12 protein-coding genes are annotated in these 15,203 nt (G+C 61.5%); 8 read left to right on the top strand and 4 right to left on the bottom strand.

The window, feature by feature from the left end:
• Positions 1 to 28: 28 nt before the first annotated feature.
• The 4 genes from ACZRN6_RS31305 to gatC form a co-directional block, all read right to left on the bottom strand.
• On the bottom strand, positions 29 to 400 hold the full coding sequence (locus ACZRN6_RS31305; RefSeq protein ID WP_322147506.1) for a septal ring lytic transglycosylase RlpA family protein: 372 nt from the start codon (positions 398 to 400) through the stop codon (positions 29 to 31).
• A 159-nt stretch (positions 401 to 559) separates the two neighbouring features.
• Complete coding sequence (gene gatB / locus ACZRN6_RS31300) at positions 560 to 2,005, bottom strand: Asp-tRNA(Asn)/Glu-tRNA(Gln) amidotransferase subunit GatB (protein ID WP_322147504.1); 1,446 nt, start codon at positions 2,003 to 2,005, stop codon at positions 560 to 562.
• 10 nt (positions 2,006 to 2,015) lie between these two features.
• Positions 2,016 to 3,467, bottom strand: coding sequence for an Asp-tRNA(Asn)/Glu-tRNA(Gln) amidotransferase subunit GatA (gene gatA, locus ACZRN6_RS31295; RefSeq protein WP_464009646.1), 1,452 nt, complete (start codon positions 3,465 to 3,467; stop codon positions 2,016 to 2,018).
• 16 nt (positions 3,468 to 3,483) lie between these two features.
• A complete protein-coding gene (gene gatC, locus ACZRN6_RS31290; protein WP_032860102.1) occupies positions 3,484 to 3,771 on the bottom strand; it encodes an Asp-tRNA(Asn)/Glu-tRNA(Gln) amidotransferase subunit GatC in 288 nt (95 codons plus the stop codon).
• Positions 3,772 to 3,981: 210 nt separating this feature from the next.
• On the opposite strand from gatC, the gene mreB reads away from it, so the two are divergent.
• The 8 genes from mreB to tldD all read left to right on the top strand — a co-directional run bounded on the left by mreB (position 3,982) and on the right by tldD (position 15,189).
• Positions 3,982 to 5,019 (top strand): rod shape-determining protein MreB, encoded by a 1,038-nt coding sequence (gene mreB, locus ACZRN6_RS31285; RefSeq protein ID WP_002555108.1) that lies wholly within the window; start codon positions 3,982 to 3,984, stop codon positions 5,017 to 5,019.
• A 140-nt stretch (positions 5,020 to 5,159) separates the two neighbouring features.
• Positions 5,160 to 6,278 carry a rod shape-determining protein MreC gene (gene mreC, locus ACZRN6_RS31280; RefSeq protein WP_464009650.1) on the top strand — a complete coding sequence of 373 codons (1,119 nt, stop codon included), beginning with the start codon at positions 5,160 to 5,162 and terminating at the stop codon, positions 6,276 to 6,278.
• Positions 6,278 to 6,766, top strand: coding sequence for a rod shape-determining protein MreD (gene mreD, locus ACZRN6_RS31275; RefSeq protein ID WP_322147457.1), 489 nt, complete (start codon positions 6,278 to 6,280; stop codon positions 6,764 to 6,766). The genes mreC and mreD overlap by 1 nt, the downstream gene beginning before the upstream one ends.
• Positions 6,767 to 6,816: 50 nt before the next feature.
• The gene (locus ACZRN6_RS31270) at positions 6,817 to 7,413 is read left to right on the top strand and encodes a Maf family protein (protein WP_464009645.1); all 597 of its coding nucleotides are present in this window, start codon (positions 6,817 to 6,819) and stop codon (positions 7,411 to 7,413) included.
• Positions 7,414 to 7,483: 70 nt separating this feature from the next.
• Positions 7,484 to 8,941, top strand: a complete 1,458-nt coding sequence (rng, locus tag ACZRN6_RS31265; protein WP_464009644.1) for a ribonuclease G — start codon at positions 7,484 to 7,486, stop codon at positions 8,939 to 8,941.
• A gap of 76 nt (positions 8,942 to 9,017) precedes the next feature.
• A complete protein-coding gene (locus tag ACZRN6_RS31260) occupies positions 9,018 to 12,833 on the top strand; it encodes a YhdP family protein (RefSeq protein WP_464009643.1) in 3,816 nt (1,271 codons plus the stop codon).
• Positions 12,834 to 12,881: 48 nt separating this feature from the next.
• Positions 12,882 to 13,730 (top strand): carbon-nitrogen hydrolase family protein, encoded by an 849-nt coding sequence (locus tag ACZRN6_RS31255; RefSeq protein ID WP_322147451.1) that lies wholly within the window; start codon positions 12,882 to 12,884, stop codon positions 13,728 to 13,730.
• Between the two features lie 16 nt (positions 13,731 to 13,746).
• Positions 13,747 to 15,189: a metalloprotease TldD gene (gene tldD / locus ACZRN6_RS31250; protein ID WP_063027147.1), complete on the top strand. Its 1,443-nt coding sequence runs from the start codon at positions 13,747 to 13,749 to the stop codon at positions 15,187 to 15,189.
• The last annotated feature ends 14 nt before the right edge of the window (positions 15,190 to 15,203 follow it).

The raw sequence follows: 15,203 nt of genomic DNA, 5'->3' as shown, positions 1-15,203 counted from the left end.
AATACAGAAATGGCCTGGGCTCCGTCGGTCAGTTGCTGAGGGCTTGCACGCGAACGCGTGCGGTGCCGCTGCTGATCATACCCAGCTGTTCGGCGGCCTTGCGTGAAAGGTCGATGAGACGCCCACGGGTGTGCGGGCCGCGATCGTTGACGCGGACAACGACGCTTCTGTTGTTGTCGAGGTTGGTGACCTTCACCTGTGTGCCAAAGGGCAGGCGACGATGGGCGGCGGTCAGGGCATTCTGGTTGAACGGTTCGCCACTGGCAGTACGATTGCCGTGGTGTTTGGCGCCGTAGTAGGAGGCGGTGCCGGTTTCGTCGTAGCCGTTGGGGTCGATGAGGCCGCTGGCGCAGCCGGTGAGCAGTGAGAACAGGGCCCAAAGGCCGAGTAGACGCTTCATTTTCAAGGTGTCCCCGAAATTAATGCAGTAACCGGCTCCTGTAGGAGCTGGCTTGCCTGCGATGCAAGCGCCTCGGTCTTTCGGATGCACCGAGGTGAGGCTATCGCAGGCAAGCCAGCTCCCACACTGGAGCCGGCTATTGCAGTGAGACAGTGGCTATCAGCCTTCGAGCTTGCTTTTGAGCAGTTCGTTGACCTGTTGCGGGTTGGCCTTGCCTTTGGAGGCTTTCATCGCCTGGCCTACAAAGAAGCCGAACATTTTGCCGCGCTTGGCTTCATCCGCCGCACGGTATTGTTCAACCTGTTCGGCGTTGGCGGCCAGCATCTCGTCGAGCACGGCCGAAATCGCGCCGCTGTCGGTGACTTGCTTCAGGCCACGCTTCTCGATGATCTCATCAGCATTGCCTTCGCCGGCGGCCATGGCTTCAAACACGGTCTTGGCGATTTTGCCGGAGATGGTGTTGTCTTTGATCCGCAGCAGCATGCCGCCCAATTGCTCGGCGGTAACCGGCGCTTCGTCGATTTCCAGGCCCTGTTTGTTCAGCAGGCTGCCCAGCTCAACCATCACCCAGTTGGCCGCCAGTTTGGCGTCGCCGGCAATGCTCACGACTTTTTCGAAGTAGTTGGCTTGCTCGCGGCTCGACGCCAACACGCTGGCGTCGTACACCGAAAGGCCGAACTGTTCCTGGAAACGCTCGCGTTTTTGCGGTGGCAGTTCCGGCAGGGTGGCGCGCACGTCAGCCAGGAACGAGTCCTCGATGACCACGGGCAACAGGTCCGGGTCGGGGAAGTAACGGTAGTCGTTGGCTTCCTCCTTGCTGCGCATGGCGCGGGTTTCGTCTTTGTTCGGGTCGTACAGGCGGGTCTGCTGAATCACCTTGCCGCCGTCTTCGATCAGCTCGATCTGGCGACGCACTTCGGTGTTGATCGCCTTCTCGATGAAACGGAACGAGTTGACGTTCTTGATCTCGCAGCGGGTGCCGTACTCGACCTGGCCTTTTGGCCGCACCGACACGTTGCAGTCGCAACGCAGCGAGCCTTCGGCCATGTTGCCGTCGCAGATCCCGAGGTAACGCACCAGCGCGTGGATCGTCTTGACGTAGGCCACGGCTTCCTTGGCGCTGCGCATGTCCGGCTCGGACACGATCTCCAGCAACGGCGTGCCGGCGCGGTTCAGGTCGATGCCGGTGGCGCCGTTGAATTCTTCATGCAGGCTCTTGCCGGCATCTTCTTCCAGGTGCGCGCGGGTCACGCCGACACGTTTGATGGTGCCGTCTTCCAGAGGGATGTCCAGGTAGCCCTTGCCGACGATCGGCAATTCCATCTGGCTGATCTGGTAGCCCTTGGGCAGGTCCGGGTAGAAGTAGTTCTTGCGGGCAAACACGTTGTGCTGGCCGATCTCGGCCTCGATTGCGAGGCCGAACATCACCGCCATGCGTACCGCTTCCTGGTTCAGCACCGGCAGCACGCCGGGCATGCCCAGGTCTACCAGGCTGGCCTGGGTGTTGGGTTCTGCGCCGAACGTGGTGGCGCTACCGGAGAAAATCTTCGATTGGGTGGCGAGCTGGGTATGAATCTCCAGCCCGATCACGACTTCCCATTGCATAGTGTTCTCCTCAGAAGCCGGTTGGGGTGCGAGTGTGCCAGTCAGTGTTCAACTGGTACTGGTGCGCCACATTGAGCAGGCGGCCTTCCTGGAAATACGGGGCGAGCAGTTGCACGCCCACCGGCAAGCCGTCGACGAAACCTGCAGGCATGGACAAGCCCGGCAGCCCCGCGAGGTTGGCGGTGATGGTGTAGAGGTCTTCCAGGTACTCGGCGATCGGATCGCCGGTCTTGGCGCCGATCTTCCAGGCCGGGTTCGGCGTGGTTGGGCCGAGGATCACGTCGACTTCATTGAACGCTGCCATGAAGTCGTTCTTGATCAGGCGACGGATCTTTTGCGCCTTGAGGTAGTACGCGTCGTAGTAACCGGCCGACAGCGCGTAGGCACCGACCATGATCCGGCGTTGTACTTCCACACCGAAACCTTCGCCACGGGAGCGCTTGTAAAGGTCGGTGAGGTCTTTCGGGTTTTCGCAGCGGTAGCCGAAGCGCACACCGTCGAACCGCGACAGGTTGGAGGAAGCCTCTGCCGGAGCGATCACGTAGTAGGCGGGAATCGCGTGCTGGTTGTTCGGCAGGCTGATTTCCTTGATCACGGCGCCGAGCTTCTCCAACTCCTTGACGCTGTTGTGCACCAGTTCGGCGATGCGCGGGTCGAGGCCGGCGCTGAAATACTCTTTCGGCACGCCGATGCGCAGGCCTTTGATCGAGGTATTCAGGCTGGCGCTGTAGTCCGGCACCGGCTCGTCGATGCTGGTGGAATCCTGCGGATCGAAGCCTGCCATGCCTTGTAACAATATTGCGCAGTCTTCGGCCGTGCGTGCCAGGGGGCCGCCCTGGTCGAGGCTGGAAGCGTAGGCAATCATGCCCCAGCGGGAAACGCGACCGTAGGTCGGTTTCAAACCAGTGAGGTTGGTGAACGCGGCCGGTTGGCGGATCGAACCGCCGGTGTCGGTGGCCGTGGCGGCAGGTAACAGACGAGCGGCAACTGCTGCGGCAGAGCCACCCGAAGAACCGCCGGGCACGTGTTCAAGGTTCCACGGGTTTTTCACCGGGCCGTAGTGGCTCGATTCGTTGGCCGAACCCATGGCGAACTCGTCCATGTTGGTCTTGCCCAGGGTCACGGCCCCGGCAGCGGCCAGCTTGGCGACCACGGTGGCGTCGTAGGGCGCCTTGAAATTATCCAGCATCTTCGAACCGCAACTGGTGCGGATGCCCTGGGTGCAGAACAGGTCTTTGTGGGCAATCGGCGCCCCCAACAGGGCACCGTTCTCACCGTTGGCGCGACGTACGTCGGCGGCCTTGGCCTGGCTCAGGGCCAGCTCTTCGGTGATGCTGATGAAGCTGTTGACCGCAGGGTCCAGCTCGGCGATACGCGCCAGCAGGGTGGTGGTCAGCTCTTCGCTCGAAAACTTTTTGTCGGCGAGACCGCGGGCGATCTCGGCCAGAGTCAATTGATGCATTGCAGGCTCTTTCCCTTTAGTCGATGACTTTCGGTACCAGGTACAGGCCGTTTTCGACCGCTGGCGCGATGGACTGGTAGGCCTCGCGATGATTGCGCTCGGTCACGACGTCGGCGCGCAGGCGCTGGCTGGCTTCCAGCGGGTGAGCCAGGGGCTCGATGCCGTCGGTATTCACGGCTTGCATTTGGTCGACCAGCCCGAGAATGCTGTTCAGGGCTGCGGTGGTCTGTGGAAGATCGGCTTCATTGAGGCCCAGGCAGGCCAAATGAGCGATTTTTTCCACGTCGGAGCGTTCAAGCGCCATGGGATTCTCCAGTGGAAAACAGAACGGAAGCTATCCGTGTGTTAGATTGTAGGAACACTACCGCATTTCTAGGGTCATATGGCCGCGATTGTGGGGGTTGGTGCACAGAAAGTCGGCCAATTTAGCACATTGGCGCCTTGCCCAAAATCCCTGTCGTTGTTAGAGTTTGCCGCACTTTTTTACCCACGCGTTGCCTAGGGTCCTTTCCCCATGTTCAAGAAACTGCGTGGCATGTTTTCCAGCGATCTTTCCATCGACCTGGGCACTGCCAACACCCTTATTTACGTGCGCGAGCGCGGTATCGTTCTGAATGAGCCATCGGTTGTGGCCATTCGGACCCATGGTAATCAGAAAAGTGTCGTTGCCGTTGGCACCGAGGCCAAGCGCATGCTTGGCCGAACACCGGGCAACATTGCTGCCATTCGTCCGATGAAGGATGGCGTGATTGCCGACTTCAGTGTCTGCGAGAAGATGCTGCAGTACTTCATCAACAAGGTTCACGAAAACAGTTTCCTGCAGCCCAGCCCTCGTGTGCTGATCTGTGTTCCGTGCAAGTCCACCCAGGTGGAGCGTCGTGCCATCCGTGAATCGGCCCTTGGCGCCGGTGCCCGTGAAGTGTTCCTGATCGAAGAGCCAATGGCGGCTGCGATCGGTGCCGGCCTGCCGGTTGAAGAAGCCCGCGGTTCGATGGTGGTGGATATCGGTGGTGGTACCACTGAAATCGCCCTGATTTCCCTCAATGGTGTGGTGTATGCCGAATCCGTACGGGTTGGCGGCGACCGCTTCGACGAAGCGATCATCACCTACGTGCGTCGTAACTACGGCAGCCTGATCGGTGAATCCACCGCCGAGCGCATCAAGCAGGAAATCGGCACCGCTTACCCGGGCGGCGAAGTTCGCGAAGTTGATGTTCGCGGTCGCAACCTGGCCGAAGGCGTTCCACGTGCCTTCACCCTGAACTCCAACGAAGTACTGGAAGCTCTGCAAGAGTCCCTGGCTACTATCGTTCAGGCTGTGAAGAGCGCCCTGGAGCAATCGCCTCCGGAACTGGCTTCCGATATCGCCGAGCGTGGCCTGGTACTGACCGGTGGTGGCGCCTTGCTGCGCGACCTCGACAAGCTGTTGGCCCAGGAAACCGGCCTGCCAGTGATCGTCGCTGAAGACCCGCTGACCTGCGTCGCCCGCGGCGGTGGCCGTGCACTGGAAATGATGGATAAACACACCATGGACCTGCTCTCCAGCGAATAAGATTTTGCTGGTTTGCCCATGTTTCGCCCACAGGCAGCACTTTGCAGTGCTGCCTGTTGGCGTTTATCTTCTTCAATCTGCATCCAGGCCGGTTTGATGCCGTATGAATAAAGAAAACATTTGCCTGGGAGGAGCGGCTTATTAAACCGCTTTTTTCCAAAGGCCCCTCACTGGGCGTGCGCCTGTTGGTGCTGGTCGTGCTATCGGTTGCGCTGATGGTGGTCGATGCCCGCTTCACACTGCTCAAGCCAGTGCGTAGCCAGATGTCGCTGGTCCTGATGCAGACTTACTGGATCACAGACCTGCCGCAACGTCTCTACCAGGGTGTGGCCAGCCAATTTGGCAGCCGTACTGAACTGGTGGCCGAGAACGAAAAACTCAAGACCGAAAACCTGCTGCTGCAGGGACGCATGCAAAAGCTGGCGGCCCTCACCGAGCAGAACGTTCGGCTGCGCGAGTTGCTCAATTCCTCTGCGTTGGTCAACGAGAAGGTCGAAGTGGCCGAGTTGATCGGCATGGACCCGAATCCCTTCACCCATCGCATCATCATCAACAAGGGTGAGCGCGACGGCGTGGTCCTTGGCCAGCCGGTGCTTGACGCCCGTGGCTTGATGGGCCAAGTGGTGGAGTTGATGCCGTATACGTCGCGCGTCCTGTTGCTGACCGACACCACCCACAGCATTCCGGTGCAAGTTAACCGCAACGGCCTGCGGGCGATTGCCAGTGGTACGGGTAACCCGGAACGCCTGGAGTTGCGCCACGTCGCAGACACCGCTGACATCAAGGAAGGCGACCTGCTGGTCAGCTCCGGCTTGGGCCAGCGTTTCCCTGCGGGCTACCCGGTGGCGACGGTCAAGGAAGTGATCCACGATTCCGGCCAGCCGTTCGCCATCGTGCGTGCGGTGCCGACCGCCGCGTTGAACCGCAGCCGTTACCTGCTGCTGGTGTTCAGCGACAACCGCACCCCGGAAGAGCGCGCCAACGCAGCCGCCCAGGCCCAGGAAGCGGAAGACAAGCAAAACGGCACCACACCGATCATTCCGGCCACTGTACCTAAGCCTGCGGCACCCGCTGCACCGGCAGCCGTACCGGCCACACCAGCCACACCAGCCGCACCCGTCGCGACGCCAGCCAAGCCCGTGGCCCATAGCGCCCGCCCGGCGAAGCCTGTGGCGCCGGCACCTGCCGCGGCCAAGCCGCCCGCCGCCGCCAAACCACCGGCTGCGGCCCCGGCAACCACTCGGCAGAGGGAAGAATAATGGCCGGTACTCACTCGCGTAACGGCTGGATCGTCTGGCTGACATTCGCCATAGGCTTGCTGCTCAGTGTTTCGCCGCTGCCGCAGTTCATGGAAATCCTGCGCCCGCTGTGGCTCGCCTTGTTGCTGGCGTTCTGGGCCCTGGCGCTGCCGCACAGGGTTGGGATGGTCACGGCCATGTGCCTGGGTTTGATGGAGGATGTGCTGTACGGCACGTTGCTCGGCCAGAACGCGCTGATCCTCACCTTGATTACCTTCCTGGTGCTGTCGTTGCAGCAGCGCCTGCGCATGTTCCCGATGTGGCAGCAGTGCCTGGTGATCCTGGTGATCTTCGGCCTGGCGCAGTTGGTACAGCTGTGGCTCAGTGCTTTGACCGGCAACCGCCAACCGACCCTGGCGCTGGTGTTGCCCGCGCTGGTCAGTGCGCTGTTGTGGCCCTGGATCAGTTTTGGCCTGCGTGGATTACGTCGTCGCTATAAAATAAATTGAATGGATCGCGAGGCTCTGCCTGGTTATCGAACCCTACAGGGAGAGTCTGCATGAATTCGCTTTACCTGGCCTCGGGCTCCCCGAGGCGGCGTGAACTGCTGACACAGATCGGTGTGCCGTTCACCGTCGTCAGCGCCGCAATTGATGAAACTCCCCTTACGAACGAATCGCCCGTGTCCTACGTAGAACGCCTGGCGCGCGGCAAGGCTGCGGCCGGTCGCTCGGCCCTGGCCGATGCCGCTGGCGCCTGTGTGCTGGGCGCCGACACGGCAGTCATCCTCGATGGCCAGATCCTCGGCAAACCGCTGGACCAGGCCGACGCCCAGGCCATGTTGCTGGCCCTTTCTGACCGTGAACACGAAGTGCTTACCGCCATCGCCCTGATTGACGACCAGCGTTGCGAAACGCGGCTGGTCAGCAGTCGCGTGCGGTTTCGCAAGATATCAGCGGGCGAAGCCACCACTTATTGGCACAGCGGCGAGCCCCAGGACAAAGCGGGCGGCTATGCTATCCAGGGCCTGGCAGCGGTGTTTGTGGCCGGGCTCAATGGCAGCTACTCCGCCGTGGTTGGCCTGCCTGTCTGCGAAACCGCAGAACTGCTGGGCCAATTCGGCATACCCTGTTGGCAAAACCTTACCGTGCGCTAAACGCCGTATTCCAGCGCCAAGCCTTAAGCGATCGGTCACTATTGTGAAAACGCCTGAACGAGACCCAGCCATGAGTGAAGAGATTCTGATCAATATCACGCCGATGGAATCGCGCGTGGCGGTGGTAGAGAACGGTGTTCTGCAAGAAGTGCACGTGGAGCGCACCCAAAAGCGCGGGATCGTCGGCAACATCTATAAAGGCAAGGTCGTGCGCGTGTTACCGGGGATGCAGGCGGCTTTCGTCGACATCGGCCTGGACCGCGCCGCGTTTATCCATGCTTCGGAAATTTCCCTGCGCGAGGGCCCGGCGGTTGAAAGCATCAGTGCCCTGGTGCACGAAGGGCAAAGCCTGGTGGTGCAAGTCACCAAGGACCCGATTGGCTCCAAGGGCGCGCGCCTGACCACGCAACTGTCGATTCCCTCACGGTACCTGGTGTACATGCCGCGCACGGCCCACGTCGGCATCTCCCTGAAGATCGAAGACGAAGGCGAGCGCGAACGCCTGAAAAAGGTAGTCAGCGATTGCGTGGCGCTGGAAGGCATCAAGGAGGCTGGCGGTTTTATCCTGCGTACCGCCGCTGAAGGCGCCGGTGCCGATGAAATCCTCATGGACATCCGCTACCTGCGTCGCCTCTGGGACCAGATCGGCGCGCAGATCAAGACCATTGGTGCGCCCAGCGTGATCTACGAAGACCTCGGCCTGGCCCTGCGCACCTTGCGCGACCTGGTCAGCCCGAAAATCGAGAAAATTCGCATCGACTCGCGGGAAACCTTCCAGCGCACCACGCAATTTGTTTCCGAACTGATGCCGGAAATTGCCGACCGCCTGGAGCACTACCCCGGTGAACGCCCGATCTTCGACCTGTATGGCGTCGAAGACGAAATCCAGAAAGCCCTCGAGCGCAAAGTGCCGCTCAAGTCCGGCGGCTACCTGGTGGTGGACCCGGCGGAAGCCATGAGTACCATCGACGTCAATACTGGCGCCTTCGTGGGCCATCGCAACCTCGAAGAAACCATCTTCAAGACCAACCTCGAGGCGGCCACCGCGATTGCCCGGCAACTGCGCCTGCGCAACCTGGGCGGGATCATCATCATCGACTTCATCGACATGGAAGACGAAGAGCACCAGCGCCAGGTGCTGCGTACTCTGGAGAAGCAGCTGGAGCGCGACCACGCCAAGACCAACATCATCGGCATCACCGAACTGGGCCTGGTGCAGATGACCCGCAAGCGCACCCGCGAAAGCCTGGAGCAGGTACTGTGCGAGCCGTGCAGCAGTTGCCAGGGCCGCGGCAAGTTGAAGACCCCGGAAACGGTTTGCTACGAAATTTTCCGGGAAATCCTGCGGGAGGCGCGTGCCTACCAGGCCGAGGGCTATAGAGTGCTGGCCAACCAGAAGGTGGTCGACCGGTTGCTGGATGAAGAGTCCGGCAACGTGGCCGAGCTGGAAGTTTTTATCGGGCGCACCATTCGCTTCCAGGTCGAAACCATGTATTCCCAGGAACAATATGACGTGGTGCTGCTCTGATTCGCGTTAGTTCTTATCAACGAGACGGGCAGGCCTTGATCTGCCGTCCGACTATTGCCTTTGAGGGTCGCCTGACATGGAGCGTCTGATACGCTTTTTTGCCGCATTGACCCGCTGGGGCCTTGGCTTGTGCGCCTTGCTGCTGGTGTTGGCAGCGGTGTACGTGAGCCTTGGCCGTGAATTGACGCCGCTGGTGGCGGAATACCGTGGCGAAATCGAAGCCAAGGCCCGCGCGGCGCTGGATATGCCCCTGAGCATCGGCAGCCTGGAAGGGCGCTGGAGCGGTTTTGCACCGATTTTAATGGCTCACGACGTGATGGTCGGCGAGGGCAACAGCGCCCTGCGCCTGGACCAGGTGCAAGTGGTGCCCGACATCTGGGCCAGCCTGCTGGCGCGTGAAGTGCGTATCGCCCATCTGGAAGTCAGCGGCCTGCAAGTCAGTGTGAAGGAAGACCAGGACGGCCATTGGGCGCTGCAAGGCCTGCCGGTGCAGGATGACCAGCCGCTGGATCCCGAACAACTGCTGACGCACCTGCAACGGGTCGGGCAAGTCTCATTGCTCGACAGCCAGGTCACGCTGCAACCATTCGACCAGGCGCCGCTGACCTTGACCTATGTCGGCGTGAGCCTGCAGGCCGGTGCCAACCGCCAGCGCCTCGACGCGCGCCTGACCTTGCCCGACGGCCAGCCCCTGGCGTTGAACCTGCGCACCCGAATCCGTGCCAGCCAGTGGAAGGACGGCGAAATCCAGGCCTACCTCAGCTTGCCCCAGAGCGACTGGGCAAAGTGGGTCCCGGCGAAACTGACTCAACAATGGAAGCTCACCGAATTCAAGGCCGGCGGCGAATTCTGGCTGACCTGGGCCAAGGGCACCGTGCAAAGCGCCGCCGTGCGCCTCAACGCGCCGCAACTCAAGGGCAGCTATGCCGACCGCAAACCTACGCACATCGAAAACCTGGCCCTTACTGCGTACCTGCAACGCAGTGACAATGGCCTCAAGGTGCTGTTTGACTCGCTGGCGATGAACCTCGGTGACACCCGCTGGGAGTCGCGTCTGCAACTGCAACAAACCCTGGCAACCGACAAGGCGCTGGAAGTCTGGAACCTGCAGGCCGACCGCCTCGACCTGACGCCGATCACGCCGTTGCTGCATGCCCTGGCACCCTTGCCGGAAGCATTCGCCACTACCCTGGATCACCTGAAGGCCACCGGCACGCTGCGTAATGTATTGCTGGATTATCGCCCTCAAGACACCACCGACCAACGTGTGAGCTTCGCGGCCAACCTGGACCGCATCGGTTTTGATGCCTACTTCGGCGCACCGGCAGCGCGTAATGTCAGCGGTAGCATCAGCGGTGACCTGGGCAAGGGCGAGTTGCGCATGGACAGCAAGGACTTCTCCTTGCACCTGTTTCCGATTTTCGCCAAGCCCTGGCAGTACATTCAGGCCAATGCCCGCCTGACATGGAAGCTGGATAAGGAAGGCTTCACCCTCATTGCACCGTACATCAAGGTACTGGGTGAGGAGGGCAAGGTTGCGGCCGACTTCCTGATTCGTCTGCATTTCGACCATAGCCAGGAAGACTATATGGACCTGCGGGTCGGTATGGTCGATGGCGATGGCCGCTTCACCCCCAAATACCTGCCGGCGGTCTTGAGCCCGGCACTCGATGAATGGCTGCGCACCGCAATTCTCAAGGGCGCCGTGGACGAGGGCTTCTTCCAGTACCAGGGCTCGCTGAACCACGACGCGTTGCCTGCTTCGCGCAATATCAGCCTGTTCTTCAAGGTGCATGACGCCGAGTTGGCGTTCCAGCCGGGCTGGCCGCACGTGAGTAAGGTCAAGGGTGAAGTGTTTGTGGAGGAGAGCGGCGTGCGTATCCTGGCCAGCAAGGGCCAGTTGCTCGACACCAAGGTCAATGACATCTACGTCAACATTCCCCATGCCCCCGAAGGCAAGGACAGCCACCTGCTGCTCACCGGTAATTTCGCCGGTGGCCTGGGCGATGGCCTGAAAATCCTTCAGGAAGCACCGATCGGCACGGCCTCGACCTTCGCCGGCTGGAAAGGTGACGGTGACCTGCAAGGCAAGCTCGACCTGGATATTCCCCTGGCCAAGGGCGCCGACCCCAAGATTGTGGTGGACTTCAAGACCGACAAGGCACGCCTGCAACTGGCCGAGCCGACGCTGGACCTGAGCCAACTCAAGGGTGACTTCCGCTTCGACAGCGCCAAGGGCCTGAGTGGCCAGAACATCAGCGCGCAGGCCTTCGACCGGCCGATTACCGCGCAGATTTTTGCCGATGGCAAACAGGGCGATCTCAATACCCGCGTCACTGCCAAAGGCCAGGTCAGCGTCAAGCGGCTGACCGACTGGCTGAAGGTCAGCCAGCCGCTGCCGGTGTCGGGTGATATCCCCTACCAATTGCAGCTGAACCTTGACGGCGCCGACAGCCAGCTAATGGTCAGTTCCAACCTCAAGGGCGTGGCTGTGGACCTCCCGGCACCGTTCGGCATGCCGGCGAGCCAGGGCCGAGACAGCGTGTTCCGCATGACCCTGCAGGGCAAGGAGCGCCGCTACTGGTTTGATTATGGCGAGTTGGGCAGCTTCACCTTCGCCGCCCCGGCTGACAATTTTGCCGATGGTCGTGGCGAACTGTTCCTGGGCGATGGCGATGCCGTGTTGCCGGCCAGCAAAGGCTTGCGTATTCGTGGTGTGTTGTCGGAGCTGGACATCGACCCCTGGAAAAAACTCGTGGACCGCTACGCCGGCAACGACCCGGGCGGCAGTGCCAAGCAGCTGTTGAGCGGGGCCGACTTCAAGGTTGGCAAGCTGACCGGCTTCGGCACCCAGTTTGACCAGGTCAACTTGCAACTGGATCGCAAACCCGCCGCCTGGGGCTTGCAGTTCGACAGCCAGCAGGCCAAGGGTACCGTGGGGCTACCGGATGCCAAGGGCGCGCCGATTGCGATCAACTTGCAGTACGTGAAGTTACCTGCGGTGGACCCGACGGTGCAGGCGGATGAAAATGCGCCGGACCCGTTGGCTGATGTCGATCCCAAAGACATTCCGGCGCTGGATATCTCGATCAACCAGTTGTTCCAGGGCCCTGACCTGATAGGTGCGTGGTCGTTGAAAGTGCGGCCAACCACCAAAGGCATGGCGTTCAACAGTCTCAATTTGGGACTCAAGGGCATGTTGCTTCAGGGCGCCGGTGGCTGGGAAGGTGCTCCCGGTGCCAGCAGCAGTTGGTACAAGGGCCGCCTGGATGGCAAGAACATTGGCGACGTGCTCAAGGGCTGGGGGTTTGCGCCGAGCGTGACCAGTGAAGATTTTCACGTGGATGTGGACGGACGCTGGCCAGGCTCGCCGGCCTGGGTCGGCCCAAAACGCTTCTCCGGCAGCCTGGACGCAAGCTTTCGCAAAGGCCAGTTCGTTGAAGTGGACGGCGGCGCCCAGGCACTGCGGGTGTTTGGCTTGCTGAACTTCAACTCCATCGGTCGCCGGTTGCGCCTGGACTTCTCGGACCTGCTCGGCAAAGGCTTGAGTTATGACCGGGTCAAGGGCTTGCTGGCGGCCAGCAATGGCGTGTTTGTGACCCGTGAGCCGATCACCATGACGGGCCCGTCGAGCAACCTGGAGATCAATGGCACCCTGGACCTGGTGGCTGATCGGGTGGATGCCAAGTTGTTGGTGACGCTGCCGGTCACCAACAACTTGCCGATTGCCGCGCTGATCGTCGGCGCGCCGGCGATTGGCGGTGCGCTGTTTTTGATCGACAAGTTGATTGGTGACCGCGTTTCGCGTTTCGCCAGCGTGCAGTACAAGGTAGAAGGCCCTTGGAAGGATCCGAAAATCACCTTCGACAAGCCATTTGAAAAGCCAAACTGAGTACCTGTGGAGTAGCATGGCCTCATGCTTTTTATGGAGTGTGGGCCCATGTCCTTTGCGGTAATTCAAATGGTCAGCCAAAGCGATGTGCTGGCCAACCTGGCCCAGGCCCGGCGCCTGCTGGAGCAAGCGGCGGCGGGCGGTGCCAGGCTTGCCGTACTCCCGGAAAACTTCGCCGCCATGGGCCGTCGCGACGTGGCCGATATTGGTCGCGCCGAGGCTTTGGGCGAAGGTCCTATCCTGCCATGGTTGAAACAGACCGCCCGCGACCTCACCTTATGGATAGTGGCCGGCACGTTGCCGTTGCCTCCTAAGGACCAACCCAACGCCAAGCCCAACGCCTGCTCGTTGCTGATCGATGATCAGGGCGAAATCGTTGCCCGTTACGACAAGCTGCACCTGTTCGATGTCGACGTGGCCGATGCCCGGGGCCGTTATCGTGAATCCGATGACTATGCTCATGGTAGCCAGGTGGTGGTGGCGGATACCCCGGTGGGCCGCCTGGGGCTGACGGTGTGCTACGACTTGCGCTTCCCGGAGCTGTACAGCGAATTGCGCGCTGCAGGGGCCGAACTGATCACCGCGCCCTCGGCCTTTACGGCGGTGACGGGCGCCGCGCACTGGGATGTGCTGATTCGTGCGCGGGCCATCGAGACCCAGTGCTACCTGCTGGCGGCCGCCCAGGGTGGTGTGCATCCAGGGCCACGGGAAACCTTCGGGCATGCAGCGATCATCGACCCATGGGGGCGCGTGCTGGCACAACAAGATCAAGGCGAGGCGGTGTTGCTGGCCGAACGCGATAGCAGTGAACAGGCGTCCATACGGGCGCGCATGCCGGTGGCGGGCCACCGGCGCTTTTTCTCGCAGGGCGCGCAGCGACCTGCTTCAGAACGATGAATTTAAGGCCAAACCTATGAGCGAGTTGTTGTCCTCAGTCAGTGAACACCTCCTGGCGCCCGGTGGCGTGACCATCGAAAGCTTGCAAGCGGTCCTCGGCGATCTGGCCGGGCCAGGCATCGATGCTGCCGACCTGTATTTCCAGGGGCAGATTTCCGAGTCCTGGGCCCTGGAAGACGGGATCGTCAAGGAAGGCAGTTTCAACCTCGACCAAGGCGTGGGCGTGCGGGCACAGTCCGGAGAAAAAACCGGTTTTGCCTACAGCAACGCCATCACCCTGGAGGCCTTGGGCCTGGCGGCTCGCGCCGCCCGTTCGATCTCTCGTGCCGGCCAAAACGGCACGGTGCAGGCGTTCAGCACCCAGGACGTGGCCCAGTTGTATGCCCCGGATAACCCGCTGGAAGTGATCAGCCGTGCCGAAAAGGTCGAGCTGCTCAAGCGCGTGGACGCGGCAACCCGCGCCCTGGACCCGCGTATCCAGCAAGTCACCGTGAGCATGGCCGGTGTGTGGGAGCGCATTCTCGTAGCCTCCACCGATGGCGGCCTGGCGGCGGATGTGCGGCCACTGGTGCGGTTCAACGTCAGCGTCATCGTTGAGCAGAACGGCCGCCGCGAGCGCGGTGGCCATGGCGGCGGCGGGCGTACCGACTACCGTTATTTCCTCACCGAAGACCGCGCCATGGGTTATGCCCGTGAAGCGCTGCGCCAGGCGCTGGTCAACCTGGAAGCGATTCCGGCGCCGGCCGGTACGTTGCCGGTGGTGCTGGGTTCCGGCTGGTCTGGCGTATTGCTGCATGAAGCGGTGGGCCACGGCCTGGAAGGTGACTTCAACCGCAAGGGCAGTTCCGCCTACAGCGGGCGCATGGGCGAGATGGTTGCGTCCAAGCTCTGCACCATCGTCGATGACGGTACCCTGGCCGGGCGTCGCGGTTCATTGAGCGTCGATGACGAAGGCACGCCCACCGAGTGCACCACGCTGATCGAAAACGGTGTGCTCAAGGGCTACATGCAAGACAAGCTTAACGCCCGCCTGATGGGTGTGGCGCGTACCGGTAACGGGCGTCGCGAGTCCTACGCGCACCTGCCGATGCCGCGCATGACCAACACCTACATGCTGGGCGGCGAAAGCGACCCGGCCGAAATCATCGCTTCGGTGAAGCGCGGTATCTACTGCGCCAACCTCGGCGGCGGGCAGGTGGACATCACCAGCGGCAAGTTTGTGTTTTCCACCAGCGAAGCGTACTTGATCGAAGACGGCAAGATCACCGCGCCGGTCAAGGGTGCAACGTTGATTGGCAATGGCCCGGAAGCCATGAGCAAGGTATCGATGGTCGGTAACGACCTGTCGCTGGACAGCGGCGTAGGCACGTGCGGGAAAGATGGGCAGTCGGTGCCGGTGGGTGTTGGCCAGCCAACCTTGAAAATTGATGCGATCACCGTGGGTGGCACGGGGTCGTAGGAGCGGGAGCTTCG

This window comes from Pseudomonas sp. A125 (assembly GCF_055409485.1).
This window is presented reverse-complemented; position numbering and strand designations above follow the sequence as displayed.

Bases quoted from the DNA above. Each gene is read 5' to 3' on its own strand.
- gatA (WP_464009646.1), bottom strand. From the start codon at position 3,467: ATGCATCAATTGACTCTGGCCGAGATCGCCCGCGGTCTCGCCGACAAA.
- mreD (WP_322147457.1), top strand. From the start codon at position 6,278: ATGGCCGGTACTCACTCGCGTAACGGCTGGATCGTCTGGCTGACATTC.
- mreB (WP_002555108.1), top strand. From the start codon at position 3,982: ATGTTCAAGAAACTGCGTGGCATGTTTTCCAGCGATCTTTCCATCGAC.
- ACZRN6_RS31305 (WP_322147506.1), bottom strand. From the start codon at position 400: ATGAAGCGTCTACTCGGCCTTTGGGCCCTGTTCTCACTGCTCACCGGC.
- tldD (WP_063027147.1), top strand. From the start codon at position 13,747: ATGAGCGAGTTGTTGTCCTCAGTCAGTGAACACCTCCTGGCGCCCGGT.
- ACZRN6_RS31255 (WP_322147451.1), top strand. From the start codon at position 12,882: ATGTCCTTTGCGGTAATTCAAATGGTCAGCCAAAGCGATGTGCTGGCC.
- ACZRN6_RS31270 (WP_464009645.1), top strand. From the start codon at position 6,817: ATGAATTCGCTTTACCTGGCCTCGGGCTCCCCGAGGCGGCGTGAACTG.
- gatC (WP_032860102.1), bottom strand. From the start codon at position 3,771: ATGGCGCTTGAACGCTCCGACGTGGAAAAAATCGCTCATTTGGCCTGC.
- gatB (WP_322147504.1), bottom strand. From the start codon at position 2,005: ATGCAATGGGAAGTCGTGATCGGGCTGGAGATTCATACCCAGCTCGCC.
- rng (WP_464009644.1), top strand. From the start codon at position 7,484: ATGAGTGAAGAGATTCTGATCAATATCACGCCGATGGAATCGCGCGTG.
- ACZRN6_RS31260 (WP_464009643.1), top strand. From the start codon at position 9,018: ATGGAGCGTCTGATACGCTTTTTTGCCGCATTGACCCGCTGGGGCCTT.